Genomic DNA, 16,929 nt, shown 5'->3' on the forward strand with positions numbered 1-16,929 from the left:
AGCCCCGCCGGAGCCATACCGGAGGCACACCTTGACAACTCCGACATACCACCACAAACTGGACGAAATCGTCCAATCCTTCGCCGGGACCACCCGACGGCCGCCCGGCGCGGCCGCGACCACGCCGGTGCGGGGAAGGGCCGACACCACGCCGGGCGACACCGCGCTCGACGGCCCGCATCCGCGGGCCGCGAACTCGTCTCCCCGACAGTACGACCAGTGGTGAGCAGGAGCGCGGTCATGACAGTGACCTTTCGCGGCGGCAACGGGCACATACGGGCACTCGCCGGCCGCCTATGCAGGATCCGCGCCGGCGGGTCGCCGACGCCCTCCTGATCGTGATCCCGGCGGCCGTGAAGGCCCGGCGAGCGGGCGACAGGTCACTGCGCGCGGTGGCGTCCCTCCGTCTCGAACTGGACGCGATCAACCTCGGGGAGGCGAGCACCCGGGTCTGCGAGACAGGCGGAGGCGAGGAGATCGCCCGGCTCGCCCGGGCCGTCAACAGGACGTTGGAACGGCTGCGCGAGGCCGACGATCGCGCCGAACGCGCCCGGGAACGGCAGCGTCAGTTCGCCGCCGACGCCTCGCACGAACTGTGCACCCCCATCGCCGCACTGCGCACGCGGTTGGAGGAGGCGCAGCTGCACCCGGACGAGACCGATCTGGACGACCTCCTCGGCCACACGTTGCACGACCTCGACCGGGTGCAGGGCATCGTCACCGACCTGCTCCTGCTGACCCGGCTGGGGACCGCCCCCCGCAGAGCGGAGCGGGTGAACCTCACGGCGCTGGTCCGGGCCGAGGCCGCCCGGCGGATGGACGGGCACGACATCCGTCTTCGGCTCGACCCCGCAGTGACCGTCGAGGGTGATCCCGAGCAGATCATCCGGGTGATCGGCAACCTGCTCGACAACGCCCGGCGGCACGCCGCCCGCACGATACGGATCGGCCTGCGCCGCGCGGGGGACGGCGCCGAGTTGACGGTCGCCGACGACGGAGAGGGCATCGCCCTGGCCGACCGCGAGCGGATCTTTCACCGCTTCGCGCGGTTGGACGCCGCCCGCAGCCGGGACCGGGGAGGCGTCGGCCTCGGCCTGGCCGTCGCTCGCGGCATCGCCTCCGCCCACGACGGCAGCCTCCACGTCGAGGAGTCCGTATGGGGCGGAGCGTGCTTCGTCCTGCGGCTGCCGCTCTCGCCGGGCCGCCGCCCGTGATCCGCCCGGACCTGACGTCGGGGCTCGCGCCGCGCCGCTCCCGCCAGGTGTGATGCCATGGGCGGCATGGAGTTGCGGGAACTGCGGGCGTTCGTCGTGGTGGCCGAGGAGGGGGCATGTCGGCCGCGGCGCGTCGGCTGCACATCAGTCAGCCCGCGCTGTCTCAGACCGTCGGCATGCTGGAGCGCCGGCTGGGGGTGAAACTGCTGGTCCGCAGCAGCGCCGGAGTGCGGCCCACCGAGGCGGGGATGACGCTGCTCGCCGAGGCGCGTGCCGTACTCGCCCGGCACGACCGGGCACTGCGGACGATGGCCGCGTATACGAGCGGGGACGGCGGGGACCTGCGGGTGGGGATTCCCCTTGAGCTGCCGCCCGACCTGCTCGGACCGGCGCTGGAGCAACTCGCCGTGGCCCACCCCGGCACCCGCGTGCAGGCCCGCCATCTGTCCACGGCGGCGCAGGTGGCCGCGCTGCAGGCCGGCGAGCTCGACGTGGGCCTGCTCCGGGAGCGTCCCGCCGGGCACGAGTTCGACGCGATGCTCGTGTCCAGGGAGAGGCTCGGCGTGCTCCTCGCCGCCGAGCGGGCCGCCGAGCTGCGCGGTCCCGACGGCATCCGCCTGGAGGCGCTCGCCGGGCTGGAATGGGTGGGCTTCCCGCGCTCCGGCAGCCCCGCCTGGTTCGACGAGCTGACCGCGATCCTGCGCGGCCACGGTCTGGACCTCGGCCCCGCCGCCCCCCGAGGGGCAGGAGCTGATCGCGGAGGTCAAGCTCGCCGCCGTCAGCGCGGGCAGGGCTTTCGCGCTGGCGCCGCCGGGGTGGCCGCAGCCGCTCCCGCCGGCCGTCGCATGGTCGGCCCTGGCCGGTCACCCGCTGATCCGGCGCACCTGGGCGGTGTGGCCGGCGACGTCGCGCCGCCGCGACCTGGCCGACTTCATCGCGGGCTTCGGCGACCCGGGCGACGACCGGCCGGGATGACCGCCGCGCCCGCCCAGAGCCCGCCCGGCCCGGCTCGGCGCCCGGGCGGTGTTGTCCGGCCGCGACGGGACATGGGGAAGGAGGCGGTCGAGGACATCCGCGCCCTGGGCGGCGAGGCCCACTTCGTGCGGGCCGACCTCCGCGACGAGGCGTCGGCGCGTTCCCTGGCGAGGAGCGCGACCGCGCTGCTCGGGCACGTGGACGTGCTCGTGAACAACGCCGGGATCTACCCGTTCGGGCCCACGGCCGAGACGAGTGAGCGGGACTTCGACGCGGTCTTCGACCTGAACGTCAAGGCTCCGTACTTCCTGGTCGCCGAACTCGCCCCGGCCATGGCCGGGCGCGGCCACGGCGCGATCGTCAACGTGTCCACGATGGTCGCGGAGTTCGGCCTCGCCGGCAGGAGCCTGTACGGGGCGCGCAAGGCCGCGGTGGTGCTCCTGACGAAGTCCTGGGCGGCGGAGTTCGGCCCCCGAGGCGTGCGGGTCAACGCGGTGAGTCCCGGCCCGACGCGCACCGAGGGCACCGCTTCCATGGGCGGGGACCTCGACGGCCTCGCACTGGGCGGGCCCGCCGGACGCCCCGCGAGCCCTGAGGAGATCGCCGAGGCCATCGTGTTCCTGGCCTCGCCGCGGGCGAGCTTCATCCATGGGACGACCCTTCACGTGGACGGCGGCCGCGTGGCCGTGTGACCCGTGTCCCCCTCCGGCGGCCACCTCACGGGCCGGCGGCAGATGTTCACCGCCGTCCTGGAGGCGGAGCCGGCCTTGGCGGGCGCCGTCCTACTCACCGCCGAGCAGATGGCCGGCCTGGGCGAGTACGCCCGGCGCTCGTGCGGTGGGATACGTTCTAGCTGGGCGCCGGGACGGCGAGCGGCCCGGCGGCGCCCACCGGACACGAGGAGAGCAGGCACGTTGCCCGACACGCACGACCACGGGGACGCCCGCACGGACGCCCCGACCGGCTCAGGCCCCGGCGGACCAGCCGACCTGCGGGCCGACTGCGCGAACTGCTTCGGGCTGTGCTGCGTCGCGCTGCCCTTCGCCGCCTCGGCCGACTTCGCGATCAGCAAGGACGCCGGGCGGCCGTGCCCCAACCTCCAGGACGACTTCCGCTGCGGCATCCACGCGCGTCTGCGGGACAGCGGCTTTCCCGGCTGCACCGTCTACGACTGTTTCGGCGCGGGGCAGAAGGTCTCGCAGGTCACCTTCGGGCGCAGCTGGCGCGACGAACCGCGGACCGCGGCGCGGATGTTCGAGGTCTTCCCCGTCGTACGGCACCTGCACGAGCTGCTGTGGTACCTGGACGAGGCGATGTCCCTGCCGGTGACCCGCCCGATCCACGCCGACCTGCGCGGCGCGTTCGAGGAGACCGAACGCCTGACCATGGGCACCCCCGACGAGCTGCTGGGCGTGGACGTCGCCGCCCACCGTGAGAAGGTCAACGTGCTGCTGCTGCGGACGAGCGAGCTGGTGCGGGCGTCGGCCGGGGGGCGTGCCGCCGACCGCAGGGGAGCCGACCTCATCGGCGCCCGGCTCAGGAAGGCCGACCTGCGCGGAGCCAACCTGAGGGGTGCCTACCTCATCGGCGCCGATCTTCGAGGAGCCGACCTGCGCGGCGCCGACCTCATCGGGGCGGACCTGCGCGGGGCCGACCTGGGCGGCGCCGACCTCACGGGGAGCGTCTTCCTCACCCAGGCCCAGGTGAACGCGGCCAGGGGAGACGACGCCACGAAGCTGCCCCCGGCCCTCACCCGTCCGGCGCACTGGTCGGGCCCGGCGGCCCGCCCCGAGGCGGTCGCCGTCAGGGCCCCCGCCCGCCGCCCGCGCCCCCGCCGCCGGCGCGCATAGCCTCCGGCCCGCCGGCACACGCCGGAAGCCCGGCCGTCTTCCCGGGATTCAGGCGAACGCGGCGCGGTGATCGTATGCCCAGGTGGAGAACGTACGGGGCGGACGACCGAGCACGCGTTCCACGTCCTCCGCAGGCCGCTCGCCTGTACGGCCCGCTCTCCCGGCAGGTGCCAGTCCGCGACCCCGGCCTCGGTGTTCTGGCCCGTGCCGATGGCCGACACCTTCACCACCTTGCCGACACCGGCGGCACACGCGGCGGCCAGCATCGCCTCATCATGCTCGACCAGCCGCGGCCCCGGGGCGCTGAGCAGGAAAAGCGCCTCCGCCTTGTCCGCCGCCCGCGCCAGGGAACCGGGCTCGCCGAAGTCGCCCCGCACGACCTCCACGCCCGGTTGCGGCGTGATCGCCGCCGGGTCCCTGGTCATCGCCCGCACCCGCTCACCCATGGCCGCCAGCAACCGGACCGTCTCACTGCCGATGGTGCCCGTCGCACCTGTCACGAGGATCATGGTCACCACCATGGCAGCGCAGGTGCCGTGATCCATAGGAACTTTCGGCACGGTCGGCGTGCCGAACGCCGCTGGGTAACGTGAGGCCATGCCCCTCGAAGTCCCGATGACCGTGCCGGTCCCGTTGCGGTGGCTGGTCAGCGAGATCACATCTCTGAGGGCCTGTGGGCCGGCTGGGCGGACGCCGCTCGTCCACGTTCCCGACGCCGACACCTCGCTGGTCTTCCGGACGACATCGGCGCGGCGCAGCGCGTTGCTGGTGGTCGGCCCGCGGACCCGCGCCTCCTACCATGTGGGCAAGGACTTCCCGGTCTGCCTCAGGATGAGGCTGCGTCCCGGCGCCGCCCGGCTCCTGCTCGGAGTCCCGATGACCGAGCTGGTCGACCGGGTCGTCGACCTCGAGGAGCTGTGGGACGGCGCAGCAGGGCTGACCGCCGCGCCGACCGGGTCGGGAGACGACGTGGGGCGCGTCCTGCGGCGCCTTCAGACGGCGTTGCCGGCCCGGATCACCGCCCGGTCCAACGCGGACCTGGCCCGCGGCGAGCTGGTACGCGCAACCGCGCAAGCCCTGCGCGACCAGGCCGGGCACCAGCGCGAGCCCATCGCCGCCATCGCCCGGCGACTCGCCGTCAGCGAGCGTCATCTGCGTGATCTCGTCCGCGACGGCATCGGCGTGCCGCCCAAGCGCGTCGAGCGCATCGAACGCGTGCGCCGGGTGCTTGCCCGCGGCAGGGCCCACACCGCGCGCTGGGCGCAGCTCGCCGCGACCGCCGGCTTCTACGACCAGTCCCACATGGCCGCCGAGTTCCGCACCCTGATGGGGGTGCCTCCAGCCGCCTTCTTCGCGGGCCGTTTACCCTCCCTCCAGCCCTGCTGACCGACGATTCCGCAAGAAGAAAGCAGGCTCACGACCGGCTCGCCCCGTGACCGAGGGCGGCGGTGAGGTCGTCCAGGTGCGCGGCGACCGGGCCGAGCGTCAGCACGCCGCTGCCCGCCCCGGCCAGTTCGCCCGCCGCGGGCAGCAGCGCGGCGCGGGCGCGCTCCATCGTCGTACGGTCGCCGAGCGTGCGCGCCGCCCGGGCGGCGAGGCACCACAGGGCCTCCGTCAGCAGGTCGCGGGGCGGCTCGGGGAGCGCGCGCAGCGCCGCCGCCGCTTCGGCACGGCGGTCACGCGCCAGCAGCACCAGAGGCCGGGCCCACGGTGCGTACGGCCCCCAGTCGGCATGTTCGACGTCGGGCGGGGGCTGCCCGTGCCGCAGGCGCAGGCACAGCAACGCGAGCGGCAGCAGCCCGCGCTCCATGCCGGGCATGCCGGCGCCGTCCAGCCGGGCGGCGGCGTCCCGGTAGGCGGCCTCGGTCTCCTCCACCGGCGCCCGCCCGGTCGCGTCCAGGCGCAGTGCCCGATACCACGCGGTGAACACGCCCACCAGGGGCCGCTCGTGCCGTACGGCCAGGCGTTCGGCGGCGGCGGCGTGGGCGTCGGCGGCCGTGAAGTCCGCGAGCGCCGACCGGGCCTGCATCCGGATGAGGTGCCCGAGCACCTCGAAGGTGACCAGGCCGTGCCGGGCGGACAGATCCACCAGTTCGGCGCCGATCTCGTCGCGGCGGGCGGCCAGGCCCGTGCGGTGGAAGGTCTGCATGAACAGGCCGCTCAGCGCGAACGCCAGCAGCGCGGGGTCGTTCAGGCGGCGGGCGATCTCCTCGGCCCGCCGCGCCGCCCGCAGCCCGTGGCCGGAGCGGTCGCCGCGCGACTCCAGCGCGATCGTGGCCAGCAGGCGGGCCCGGGCCGCCTCGTGACCGGTCGCCTCGTGATCGGCCTCGTTATCGGCGGCCAGCGCGGTCAGCGTGCGCCCGGCCGCCGCGACGATCCGCGCCGCCTGTCCGGGGTCGTCGGACCGGGTCCAGATGGCGGGAACGTCGAAGGCGCCGATCACCCGGGCGGTCAGCTCCGCGTCGCCGAGTTCCTCGGCCGCCTCGATCGCGGCCACGCGATGCTCGCGCGCCGCCCGCAAGCCGCCGCCCCCGGTCACGGCGAGGTCGCGCAGCAGTCCTGCCGTCGACTCCAGGCGGGCCCGCGCCCCGGAGGCGACCGTGCGGTCGTAGGCGGCAGTGGCCTGGGCCCACACGCGTTCGGCCACGCCCTGCACGGAGGAGTCGAGATGATCGGCCTGGCGCAGGATGTCGGCCTCCAGCCGGCGCAGGCCCGGGCCCGGATCCACGCCCAGCTCGTCCACCAGCAACGCCCGCGCCCGGCGCAGCACGGCGAGCGCGTCGCCCTGCCGCCCGCTGCGGTACAGCGCGAGCGCGAGCAGCCGCCAGGCCTCCTCCCGCCAGGGGTGCCCAGCCGCGTGCGCGTCCAGGTCGGGCACCGCCTCGGCCGCCCGTCCGAGGGCCAGGCGCATCTCCGCCCGGCGCTCGACCGCGTGCAGCCGGAGCTCGGCCAGCCGGGAGCGCTCGGCGCGGGCCCAGTCCTGGTCGGCGAACTCCGCGTAGGCGGGGCCGCGCCACCACCCCAGCGCCTCCTCCAGCCGTCCGAGTCCGTCTTCGGGCGGCAGCGCGGTGGCGGCGGCCACGGCGTGTTCGAAGCGCCACGCGTCCACCGCGTCGGCGCCGGCCCGCAGCGCGTACCCCGGTCCCTCGGTGACGATCAGCCGTGCGGGGGGTGCGGGGCGGCCGGTCGGGTTCCAGCGCGCGGCGCAGCGCCGCCACGAACGTCCGCACGGCCCCGACCGCGCCCGCCGGCGGTTCGTCCCACAGGTCGTCGATCAGGCGGGTGACCGGGACGACGCGGCCGCGCGCGACGATCAGCCGGGCCAGCACCGCGCGGTGCCGCGGCCCCTTCAGGGCGATCGCGCCGCCGGTGCCGTCCCAGGCTGTCACCGGCCCCAGCACTCCGAACGCGATCCCCACCCTGCGGCCCCCTTTCCGCGCGTTCCCCCAGGTCAAAGCAACTGCCAACGCAACTGCCACGGTAGCGCGCTGATCGGATGCTCATTCACGCCCGGCAGCCTGGAGGCATCTGATCCCGCACTGCAGAAAGGGGGCGCGTGATGGCGCCTGTACTTCCCGGTTTCGACTACCTCCGCGTGCCGGTCGCCGACGGTGTGTCACTGAACGCGGCCGTCGCCGGGTCGGGGAGCCCGGTCGTGCTGCTGCACGGCTTCCCCCAGACCCACCTGATGTGGCGGCACGTCGCCGCCGACCTGGCCGCCGACCACACCGTGATCTGTCCCGACCTGCGCGGCTACGGCGCCAGCGACAAGCCGGCCGACGCCGGTCGCGAGACCTATTCCAAGCGCACGATGGCCGCCGACATCGTCGCCCTGGCCCGCGCGCTGGGACATGAGCGGTTCGCGCTGGCCGGACATGACCGGGGCGCGCTGGTCGCCTTCCGCGCCGGGCTCGACCACCCGGCGGCGATCAGCCACCTGGCCTGCCTCGACGTGCTGCCCACACTGGACATGTGGGAGGTGATGCACGGCGCCGGGGCCGCCGTCGGATTCCACCTGTACCTGATGGCCCAGCCGCCCGGCCTGCCCGAGCGGATGATCGGCGCGAGCGCGGACGCCTTCTTCGGCCACTTCCTTGACGTCTGGACCGTCGACCGCGGGGCGATCCCCGCCGACGTGCGCGCCGCCTACCTGGACGCCTGCCGTACGGCGGTGCCGTCGATCGTCGCGGACTACCGCGCGTCGGCGGGAATCGACGTGGACCACGACCGCGCGGACCGGGAGGCCGGGAACCGGCTGCGGATGCCGGTGACCGTGCTCCAGCAGGACTGGGGGGCCGCCCTCGGGTACGACGCCGTGGCGCTGTGGGGCGCCTGGGCCCCCGACCTGGTGCACACGACGGTCAAATCCGGGCATTTCATGGCCGAGGAGGACCCGGCCGGCGTCGCCGGGGCTCTGCGCGCCCTTCTCACCCGCTGACCGGTCACCCGTACAGTGGGCCACCGCCCGCGCAGGCCCGGCCAAGGGCAGAACCCTTTCGCGCCCGTCGGCGTCCAATCCCGGTGGAGGGGTGATCGATGGCGGGGACGCTGCTGCCCGAGGATCCGGAGCGGCTGGGGGGGTACTGGTTGTCGGGGCGGCTGGGCGCGGGCGGTCAGGGTGTGGTGTACGAGGCGTACGACGGCCAGGGCCGCCGGGTGGCGGTCAAGGTGCTGCACGGCGACGCCGCGGCGGATCCCGAGCTGCGGGAGCGGTTCGGCCGGGAGGCGGCGGCCGCGCGGCGGGTGGCGTCGTTTTGTACCGCGCCGGTGATCGCGGCCGAGTTGGGCGGGCCGAGGCCGTTCATCGCCTGCCCTACCACGGCGACGGCGACACCTGGTCATGGACGGAGAACGGCGGAGACGAACCGGCCCATGCCCACTACAGCGGGCTGCGCTTCAGCGCGGACGGGCGGTTCCTGCTGGGGTTCGCCGGCCGCGACATCCACGTCTGGCGGGTCTCCGACCAGCGGCAGGTGTTCGGCTACCGGGCCGAGGACGAGGTCATGGACCCTCGCCTGGATCCCGATGGGCACACAGTGCACTACCTGCTCGCCGACAAGGTGGTCGATCTGGACATCCGGGTGCGCGCCGCGTCGGTCCGCCCGCAGGGGAAGGTCTCCACGGCGAGCCTCAGCCCCGACTGCCGCTGGATGGCTGTGCAGGACGACGGCGCTCCGATCCGGATTTGGGACGTACGGCGACGCCGGTTCGCCGGGTCGCTCCCGGGCACGACCGACTGGGGGGTGATGGGCGTCGACTCCGCCGGCCGGACTCTGGTCACCGCCGACACGACCCAAGAACGGCTGCGGGTCTGGGACGTCGCCACCCGCAGGTCACTGTGGGATTACCGGGCACCGGCCGGCCTCCTGGTGGACAGCATCGCGTTCACACCGGATGGGCGGATGCTGGCGGCCGATCTGGGCCGCAACGACAACTTCCCGGGACCGACACGGACTCGGCTGCTCGAGTGGGACACCCATACCGGGCGCTCGATCGGACAGATGAGAGTCGACGACAACGGCGGCATCGTATTCATCGAGCGCGATGGCCGGACGATCGTCACCGACCACGGGCTCATCAACGCCACCTCCGGCCAGTCGATCAAGGTGCCCTTTCCGCCGAGAGCCGTGACGGGCAGCCCCGGCGGCGATCTCATCGCCGTGGGCGGCTACATGGGACGCGTCTTCCTCTGGGACACCAAGGGACCGACCCCCGTGTCACCGGTGCTGCACGGCGCCGTGGAGGCGATCGGCGGCATCGGCTTCTCCCCGCGAAGCGATCTCCTCGCCGCAACGGGAGAGTCCGGCACCTTACAGCTCTGGGACGTCCGCGCACATCGACCGCTCGCCGCCTCCGCTCCCGTCGGCCGCAGGCGGACGGGAGCCGGCCCAGCAGCACCGTCCAGACTTCGCTCGCATGGCCTCGGCGGCCGAGAAGGCCATTTTCCCGGACATGGCCCTCCGCTCCCGAACATGTCCCCAGCCGTCAGGTAGCGGAGTGAGAGATCACGATTGCGGTTCGTGATCATTTCGGAGCGGTGAATGTGACTGACTGGGTGGGCCTTCTGCTTGACCGTGTTCGTGCGCGGGGTGGACGAAGAACGGGTCGCTGTCGCGGGCGCCGTGCTGGCGGTGGTAGGCCGGGTGCACGGTCGGCGGCCACGTGGACGTGGCGGTTAGCCGCACCGGGATCCCCAGTGACAACTCGCGGCGGCGTCTTGCAGGGACCGGACTCTGATCATGGGGAACTGCTTCTTGTAGCGGCCGGCTCTGGCGGTGGCAGGTAGCGGGTCGTCGTCGATCCGGCGGGGAGGTCCCCCTCGGTAGGTGAACCCGAGTGGGGAATCCCCTGAACGCCGGGATCCCGCCCGATCACGATGATCAGACGGGATCCCGGCGGCTTCAGTCCAGCCCTGCCGGAGAACGGCTCCTTGCGCGTCTCGATTCTCCGCCGGCTCGAACGGCTTCCTGATGGGGCGGGCTATCGGAGGTTCTGTTGGTCCAGCCAGGTGGCGATCGCCGCGGCGATCGCTTCGGGCTGGTCCTCCGCCGCGTGGTGCCCGGCTGGGCCGCAGTGTTCGACCTGCAGTCCCGCGACGTTGTCCTTGCACCAGGCGGCGACCTCCGGAGTGATGAGCAGCGTGGGTGAGAAATCGAAGGTGAGCAGGAGCTTGGGGACATCCCGGCTGTCGGCCAGCCAAGTTCCGTACGCGCTGATCCTGGCGGTCACATCGGCAGGGTCGCCGTCGATCGGCAGCGACCGGGTCCAGTTCAGCAGGGGGCGGCGACTCTCTCGAGTGGGGTACGGCAGGCGGTACACGTCGAGGTCCTCGGCGCCGAGCGGGTTCAGCACTCCCCCGGTGTAGGCGGCTTCGACGAAGAGGTGCGTGTCGAGCACCAGCGCCTCGCCCTCGGCGGTGCGGAACCGCGCGGTGTGGGCGCGGGCCTGCTCGGAGAGTTCGCTTGAGTCGATCGGCCGCACGATCGTCTCGAAGAAGGCGACGCCACGCACCCTGCCGGGGTTTCGGGCCGCCCAGTCGAAGGCGAGCGAGCCGCCCCAGTCGTGGCCGACGAGCACGATGTCGTCCAGGCCGAGGGCGTCGAAGAAGGCGTCCAGGTAGCGGGCGTGGTCGGCGAACCGGTAGTCGCCGACCGGCTTGCCCGAGCGGCCCATGCCGATGAGGTCAGGGGCGATCAGCCGTCCCGCGCCGACCAGCGGGAGGATCGTGCGCCACATGTGGGAGGAGGAGGGGTTGCCGTGCAGGAAGACGACGGTGGCTCCGCTGCCGTGGTCTTCGTAGTGAATCGTCGAGTCGAGGACGTCGATGCTGGGCATGATGGGCGCTTCCTTGTCTTCAGCCTGCGAACAGCACGCCGTTGGCCCTGGCCAGGACGGTGTTGAGCACGCGGGCCGCGACGGTGAGGTCCTCGGCGGGCAGGTCGCCCCACAGCCCCTGGATGATCGGGCCGAGCGCGGTGCGCACCTGCGTCCACTGCTGCTGACCGGCCTCGCTGACCTGCACGTCGCCGCCTTCGCCGCCGTCCTTCAGCAGGCCCGCGGCGGTCAACTCGGCGATGCGCTCGGCCACGGACGCCTCGCTGAACTTGGTGGCCTTGCTGACCTTGCCGATGAGCTCGGCGCGGTCGATGGTCCCGCCGCTCACCGAGGTCAGCGTGAGCGTGACCCACTGGGGTTCGGTGATGCCGGTCCCGTCGAGCTGACGCTCCAGGATCGCGTTGAGGGTCTTCTCGGTCTGGCCGATGAGCGCGGTGCCGAAGGGCAGGGTGGGTGCCATGACTCCATCCAATCCAGCGAAATAGAACGTTTGTCTGATTAACGGTCGGGCTTCGCGGATCAGCTCGCGCGGGTCCAGAGGGGGGTGATCCGCTGCTCACGGAATCGCCAGCCCGCCGGCGTCCGCACCGCGATGCCCCCCATGCGCAGCCCGCCGGTGAAGTGGGGCGCTTGGCCGTCGCGGTAGTAGAACACGAGCGAGTAAGCAGAGACGGCGGCCTCATCGCCGTCGATCTCCGCCAGCAGGTCGGTGGTCAGGTGCTGGGCCTGCTGCCCCTCGACCTCGCTCTTGCGCATGAAGTCGACGACGTTGTCGATGCCGCGCAGTTCGCCTCCACGGGGCGAGTGCACCGCCACGTCGTCGGCGAAGACAGTGTGCGCATCCGCCCAGCGCTTCTCGTCGAGCAGGCGGGCGAAGCGGGCGAACAGATCGGCGATCTCGATGCGGTCGGCGACCGCGGTGTTCGTGGACACAGTGCCCTCTTCCATTAGTTGAATTAACGTTTATGTGCCAAACGTTTGTGATGTGAACGAAGCTACATCGTTAGTGGGGCGAACGCAACAGGAGGTAAGATCGGCGGCATGACCAGCAGAGCCGACGCCTCGGACATGCCGCACGACGGCGAGACGAAGACGCCGGACAGACTGCGCCGACGGGCCAGCCGCCTCCTGTCCGGCCTGACCGCACAGTCGGACCGGCTGGTGAACGACGGACTGGCCAAGGTCGACGCCCGCAAGTGGCACTACGCCGTGCTGGCCTCGTTGCAGGAGCACGGCCCGGGCAGCCAGGCGACGCTGAGCCGGCGCACCGGCATCTACCGCAGCGACATGGTCGGCGTACTCAACGAGCTGGCCGAGCGCGGCCTCATCGAACGGACGCCGGATCCCGATGACCGCCGCCGCAACGTCATCACGATCACCGCCCAAGGCCGCCGGCGCCTGCGCCGCCTCGACCAGGTCCTCGACGACCTCCACGACGAGCTGCTCGCCCCGCTCGCTCCCGCCGAACGCGACCAGCTCGTCCAGCTACTCACTCGCCTGCTGGACCACCACATGCACGCACCGGAGCCCCGGTCTCCTAACCCCCACCCTCCTGCCCCTTCCATGGCTGGCCCCAGGTAGAGATCAATGCCGGCATCCCTATGCCCCCGAAATGCCCAGGGCTGTGCCGTACAGGCGCTTGACGTGCAGTCTGATCACGCACCGGCGCTCCTCGGAAGGTCCCTCGCTCCAGCAGAAGGTCTTGATCATGATGTGGGTCGCCGCCGAGGTGTCGGGATTAGAAGATTTAACGACACCCTCTGATCGGGCCCCGCAAGTCCTCTGGAAAACCGGGCATCGAGTGACGAACCGTGACGTCAGATGGCCGGTTCCGCACACGAATTGACGACAGGATTTTCCGACAGGAAGATCGGGCTCCAACCCTTCCGAGGAGAGTCCGGTGCAGATCGTCTACTCCCGCGTCTCCACCGCGGCCCAGTCCCTGCTGCGGCAGCGCCACATCCTCACTGAGGCCGGCCTTCTTGTGCGCACCGAAGGTGTCGCCGAGGGATTCCGGCCTGCCGACGGCGTCCTCCTCTTCGAGGACCCCGCCACCACCTCCAAGATCCCCGCCCTCGACCGGCCCGCGTTCGGCAAGATCGCCGCCAGGGCGCACCCCGGCGACACCCTGACGGTCTCGGAGCTGTTCCGGCTCTGCCGCGACCTGCTCGACATCCACGCCGTCCGCAACTGGTGTCAGGCCCGCGGCGTCGCCCTGCGCGTCCTGTCCGGACCGCTGTCGAACTTCCACGATCTGGCCGCAGGCGACGCGACCACCGCCGTCATCATCAACGTGATCACCGCCGTCGGCCAGTTCCAGCGTGACATCCAGAACGAGCTCACCGTCGAGGGGATCGCCGCAGCCGAGGCCGAAGGCCGCTACCGCGGCCGGCCGCCCGCGCTGGACGGTGACCGGCGCGAGGACGTGCGGGCGGCCTTCGGGGAGGGCACGTCGATCGCGGCCCTGGCACGGGCTCATGGGGTAAGCCGGGCGGCCGTGCGAACCGCCCTGGCCGACCTGCTGCCCGGCCAGGGCGTCCAGGCTCGGGCATCGGCGTGATCGACGGGAAGGGTCAGGCGACCAGGTCGAGGTTGAGACGGCGGCCCATGTCGATGTCGATCGTGCCGTACAGGTTGGCGTTGGACCAGAACAGCGGCGAGAGTCCTCGCTTGTCGGCGTCCGTCATCTTCTTCTGCCAGGCGGTGTCCTTGAGGACGGACTGAACCAGCAAGGTGTTGATGAAGACGAGCGCCGACTGGAGCAGGTGAAGGCTGAGCATGGAGACCTCCTGATGCTCCTTGTCGCTGCCCGGGATGGTGCCGGCGCTGCCGTAGAACAGGTCGGTGTTGGCCGAGTTCCAGTTCTCCACGACCTGCAGGCCCTCGTGGATCTCGCGGCGCAGCCCCTCGGAGGCGACGTACTCGGCGACGAACACGCTCTTGACCGCCTTGCCGAGTTCCTCGATGGCCTTGTAGGTGGGGTGTTTGGGGCCGCCGCGGGTGAAGCGTCGCAGCACTTGCTCGGCCTCGGCCGTGCCCAGCCGCAGGGCGGTGGCGTATTTCACCATCTGGTCATACTGCTGAGCGATGATCTCCCAGTCGATCGGCTTGTCGGCCACCATGCCGGTCAGGCAGGACGGGACCTGGTCGTCGGCGTCGGCCTTCACCAGCTTCTGCCGGGCGATGTTCTTCATCCGCGGCAGCAGCTTGAACCCCAGCAGGTGCGAGAACGCGAACCCGACCAGCGACTGGCCATGACTATCGGTGTACTGGCGATCGATGGTGGCGTCGGTGCAGTGCCGCAGCACACCCTCCATCATCGCGGCAACCTCGGAGGCGTTGCAGGTCCGAAGCTGGGAGTAGACACACACCGACTTACGGTCGACGTGCCAGTAGATCATGACGCCGGGACCACCGTAGCGGGCGTGGTACTCGGTCATCAGGTTCGATGACCACGACCCGAACTTCTTCGAGTCTGACGCGCACGCGGTCCCGTTGCCCCACCACAATGGATCCCGCATCCTCAGGGTGGCATTGACCAGGGTTGCGATCGCCGCGCGGAGGTTGTCGCGGTTGACGAACAGGTGCCGGGTCGCGCGCAGGGCCGCCTCGGTCTCGCCGTGGCGGCCGCCGTCGGCGACCCGTTTGATCCCCACGTTCGTGCCGAGCGCGTACAGCACCAGCAGCAGCCGTTTGCGGATCACCTCCCGCGGGGTCACCTCCCTGGTCGCGACCGTGGTGAACGCGTCGGTGAAGTCGGTGACGAAGTCCGACTCCTTCAAGAAGTCCAGCAGGTCGATGATCCCCCAGCGGGCGGCGACCTCCGTGTGCAGCGCCCGCAGGTTCTCCGGGACCTTCAGCTTGCCCAGGTCGGGGATGTGCCACCGCGGCTCACCGCGGTGCGTCTTCACCTTCGCGCCGCCGGACTTGTTCCTATTGACCGCTTGGCCGCAGGCCGCCATCGAGGCGCGCATCGCCTCCTTCAACGTGGCGATGAACACGTCGGCATCCAGCGGCTGGCGCAGGTTCTCGTAGTGGACGTCCCGGTTGTCCTCGAAATCGGCCGGCAGATCCTCCTCCGGGTTGCGCCAGCGGCGGGCGCCGGCCACGTAGATCTCGCGGCGGCGCAGCGCGTCCTTCAGTGACACGATCACACACAGTTCGTAGGAGGCCCGCTCGATGACCCCGTTGTCGTCGACGACCGCTTCCAGCCAGCCATCCGGCACCACCCCTTGGATGGGCACGCTCTCGCTGGCGTCGTAGTGGCGGGTGGTGTTCGGGATGTCGGCGTAGCGCTGCAGCAGGTCCAGGGCGTCCATCACCGGCCGGTAGGCGGTGTTGTTGCACTTGAACTCGATCGCGGCCAGCAGCTTGGGCAGCATCCGCCGGTAGTAGGAAGTGTAGGAACTGGTCAGAACTGTCCGCACCCGCGCCTTGAAGGCCCCGGCGTCCGCCTTCGCCTCGGCCACCAGCGCCTGCAGCGTCGCCTCCCCGCCCGGCACCGCCGGGAACACCACCTGCCGGACCGTGCCCTCCGGAGCCCGCAGCGACGCCTCGGCGATCGAGAACAGCTTCTCGGTCTTGCGATGCACCTTCTTGGCCTCGGCCTCGATCGCCTTCTCGACCTTCCGCTCAGCCCGCGTGTTGATCTTCGAGACCAGGCCGATGAACAGATCGACCAGCGCGTCGGTGATCTCCGTCGTCCGCGACCACGCCAACGCGGCCACCAACGTCAACCGGACCGGCGGCTGGTTCGCCGCGAAGTCCGACGGATGCGAGGCCATCGCCCGCGCCCGCCAGGAGGCCACCAGCCGGTCGGAGTACCCGCCGAACAGATCCGCCGACAGTCCCAACGCTTTGGCCCGCCGCAGCTTGACGATCTCCTCCAGCAGCGTCTCCAGCCCCAGCCGTCCAGGGTCGGACTTCAGCTCGAGCAGGAACCCATCCGCACCCGTGGCCAGCTCCCACAGCGACCGCGCCGAATCCGCCGACAACCCGTTCAGCACATGCAGGCAGAACTCCCGCTCGAACCGAGCCCGGCCTGCGCCCACGATCCGGTCCACCCGCCCCGGCGGCTCGATCTTCAACGTCCGGCAACGCCTCAGCAGCGCAGCCCGCAGTCTCTCGTCCGTGAACACCATCGGGCAGATCTTGTCCGCCAGCCACTCGGCGAGCACGTCCTCATCCGCTCGGGTCGACTCCCGAAACCCCAGCGCGTCCCGCACTTGGGCTCGGTGCCGCTCGATCGATCGGCCCGACCAGTCGTACTCCGCCAGCAATGCCGGCTCGACCTTCACCTGGCCGGCCACGTAGTCCACCGCGACCTTGGGCAGCTCACCCACATGCCGCGGGAACCGCCCCTCCTGCTCGAAAAACTTCAGCATCAGGCCGAAACCCAGACGAGTCGCCCCCGTCTTGTTCCCTACCAGTTCCCAGTCGCCGTCCAGCAGCGTCCACGCCGCGATCAGTTCTTCCGGTTCCCACTCCCGCCGCACCCGATCCGCCCTCCCACCCGACCGTCTCCAACACGAACACGATCAAGCACAATGGCCCAC

The 16,929-nt window shown here is 71.6% G+C and carries 13 protein-coding genes and 2 pseudogenes; 9 read left to right on the top strand and 6 right to left on the bottom strand.

What is annotated here, in order from left to right; genetic code table 11:
- Nucleotides 1-31 precede the first annotated feature (31 nt).
- The 4 genes from B1L11_RS45820 to B1L11_RS31990 all read left to right on the top strand — a co-directional run bounded on the left by B1L11_RS45820 (nt 32) and on the right by B1L11_RS31990 (nt 4,039).
- A complete protein-coding gene (locus tag B1L11_RS45820; protein WP_143737692.1) occupies nt 32-226 on the top strand; it encodes a hypothetical protein in 195 nt (64 codons plus the stop codon).
- Between the two features lie 70 nt (nt 227-296).
- Nucleotides 297-1,214, top strand: coding sequence for a cell wall metabolism sensor histidine kinase WalK (locus tag B1L11_RS31975; protein ID WP_079319106.1), 918 nt, complete (start codon nt 297-299; stop codon nt 1,212-1,214).
- Between the two features lie 116 nt (nt 1,215-1,330).
- The gene (locus B1L11_RS48850) at nt 1,331-2,881 is read left to right on the top strand and encodes an SDR family oxidoreductase (protein ID WP_218671449.1); all 1,551 of its coding nucleotides are present in this window, start codon (nt 1,331-1,333) and stop codon (nt 2,879-2,881) included.
- Between the two features lie 297 nt (nt 2,882-3,178).
- The gene (locus B1L11_RS31990; protein ID WP_256863070.1) at nt 3,179-4,039 is read left to right on the top strand and encodes a pentapeptide repeat-containing protein; all 861 of its coding nucleotides are present in this window, start codon (nt 3,179-3,181) and stop codon (nt 4,037-4,039) included.
- Nucleotides 4,040-4,263: 224 nt separating this feature from the next.
- Here the strand turns inward: B1L11_RS31990 and B1L11_RS55375 are convergent.
- A pseudogene (locus tag B1L11_RS55375) lies at nt 4,264-4,638 on the bottom strand (SDR family oxidoreductase); the annotation flags it as partial.
- Here B1L11_RS55375 and B1L11_RS32000 point away from each other — a divergent pair.
- A complete protein-coding gene (locus B1L11_RS32000; RefSeq protein ID WP_143737694.1) occupies nt 4,637-5,425 on the top strand; it encodes an AraC family transcriptional regulator in 789 nt (262 codons plus the stop codon). The pseudogene B1L11_RS55375 and the gene B1L11_RS32000 overlap by 2 nt on opposite strands.
- A 28-nt stretch (nt 5,426-5,453) precedes the next feature.
- Here B1L11_RS32000 and B1L11_RS32005 read toward each other — a convergent pair.
- A pseudogene (locus B1L11_RS32005) lies at nt 5,454-7,458 on the bottom strand (BTAD domain-containing putative transcriptional regulator).
- A gap of 140 nt (nt 7,459-7,598) precedes the next feature.
- On the opposite strand from B1L11_RS32005, the gene B1L11_RS32010 reads away from it, so the two are divergent.
- Complete coding sequence (locus tag B1L11_RS32010; protein ID WP_079319109.1) at nt 7,599-8,477, top strand: alpha/beta fold hydrolase; 879 nt, start codon at nt 7,599-7,601, stop codon at nt 8,475-8,477.
- Nucleotides 8,478-8,793: 316 nt separating this feature from the next.
- Nucleotides 8,794-10,032 carry a WD40 repeat domain-containing protein gene (locus B1L11_RS32015; protein ID WP_079319110.1) on the top strand — a complete coding sequence of 413 codons (1,239 nt, stop codon included), beginning with the start codon at nt 8,794-8,796 and terminating at the stop codon, nt 10,030-10,032.
- A 487-nt stretch (nt 10,033-10,519) separates the two neighbouring features.
- On the opposite strand, the gene B1L11_RS32020 is transcribed toward B1L11_RS32015, so the two are convergent.
- The 3 genes from B1L11_RS32020 to B1L11_RS32030 are packed head-to-tail and all read right to left on the bottom strand — an operon-like array spanning nt 10,520 to nt 12,307.
- On the bottom strand, nt 10,520-11,374 hold the full coding sequence (locus B1L11_RS32020) for a haloalkane dehalogenase (protein ID WP_079319111.1): 855 nt from the start codon (nt 11,372-11,374) through the stop codon (nt 10,520-10,522).
- A 19-nt stretch (nt 11,375-11,393) separates the two neighbouring features.
- Nucleotides 11,394-11,834: a winged helix DNA-binding protein gene (locus B1L11_RS32025; RefSeq protein WP_079319112.1), complete on the bottom strand. Its 441-nt coding sequence runs from the start codon at nt 11,832-11,834 to the stop codon at nt 11,394-11,396.
- Between the two features lie 59 nt (nt 11,835-11,893).
- Nucleotides 11,894-12,307 (bottom strand): nuclear transport factor 2 family protein, encoded by a 414-nt coding sequence (locus B1L11_RS32030; protein ID WP_079319113.1) that lies wholly within the window; start codon nt 12,305-12,307, stop codon nt 11,894-11,896.
- A gap of 108 nt (nt 12,308-12,415) precedes the next feature.
- On the opposite strand from B1L11_RS32030, the gene B1L11_RS32035 reads away from it, so the two are divergent.
- Nucleotides 12,416-12,955, top strand: coding sequence for a MarR family winged helix-turn-helix transcriptional regulator (locus B1L11_RS32035; protein WP_079319114.1), 540 nt, complete (start codon nt 12,416-12,418; stop codon nt 12,953-12,955).
- 319 nt (nt 12,956-13,274) lie between these two features.
- Nucleotides 13,275-13,934 (top strand): recombinase family protein, encoded by a 660-nt coding sequence (locus B1L11_RS32040; protein WP_079319115.1) that lies wholly within the window; start codon nt 13,275-13,277, stop codon nt 13,932-13,934.
- Nucleotides 13,935-13,947: 13 nt separating this feature from the next.
- Here B1L11_RS32040 and B1L11_RS32045 read toward each other — a convergent pair whose 3' ends face one another.
- A complete protein-coding gene (locus tag B1L11_RS32045) occupies nt 13,948-16,869 on the bottom strand; it encodes a Tn3 family transposase (protein WP_079319116.1) in 2,922 nt (973 codons plus the stop codon).
- Between the last annotated feature and the right edge of the window lie 60 nt (nt 16,870-16,929).

This window comes from Microbispora sp. GKU 823 (assembly GCF_002027145.1).
Classification (GTDB): Bacteria; Actinomycetota; Actinomycetes; order Streptosporangiales; family Streptosporangiaceae; genus Microbispora; species Microbispora siamensis.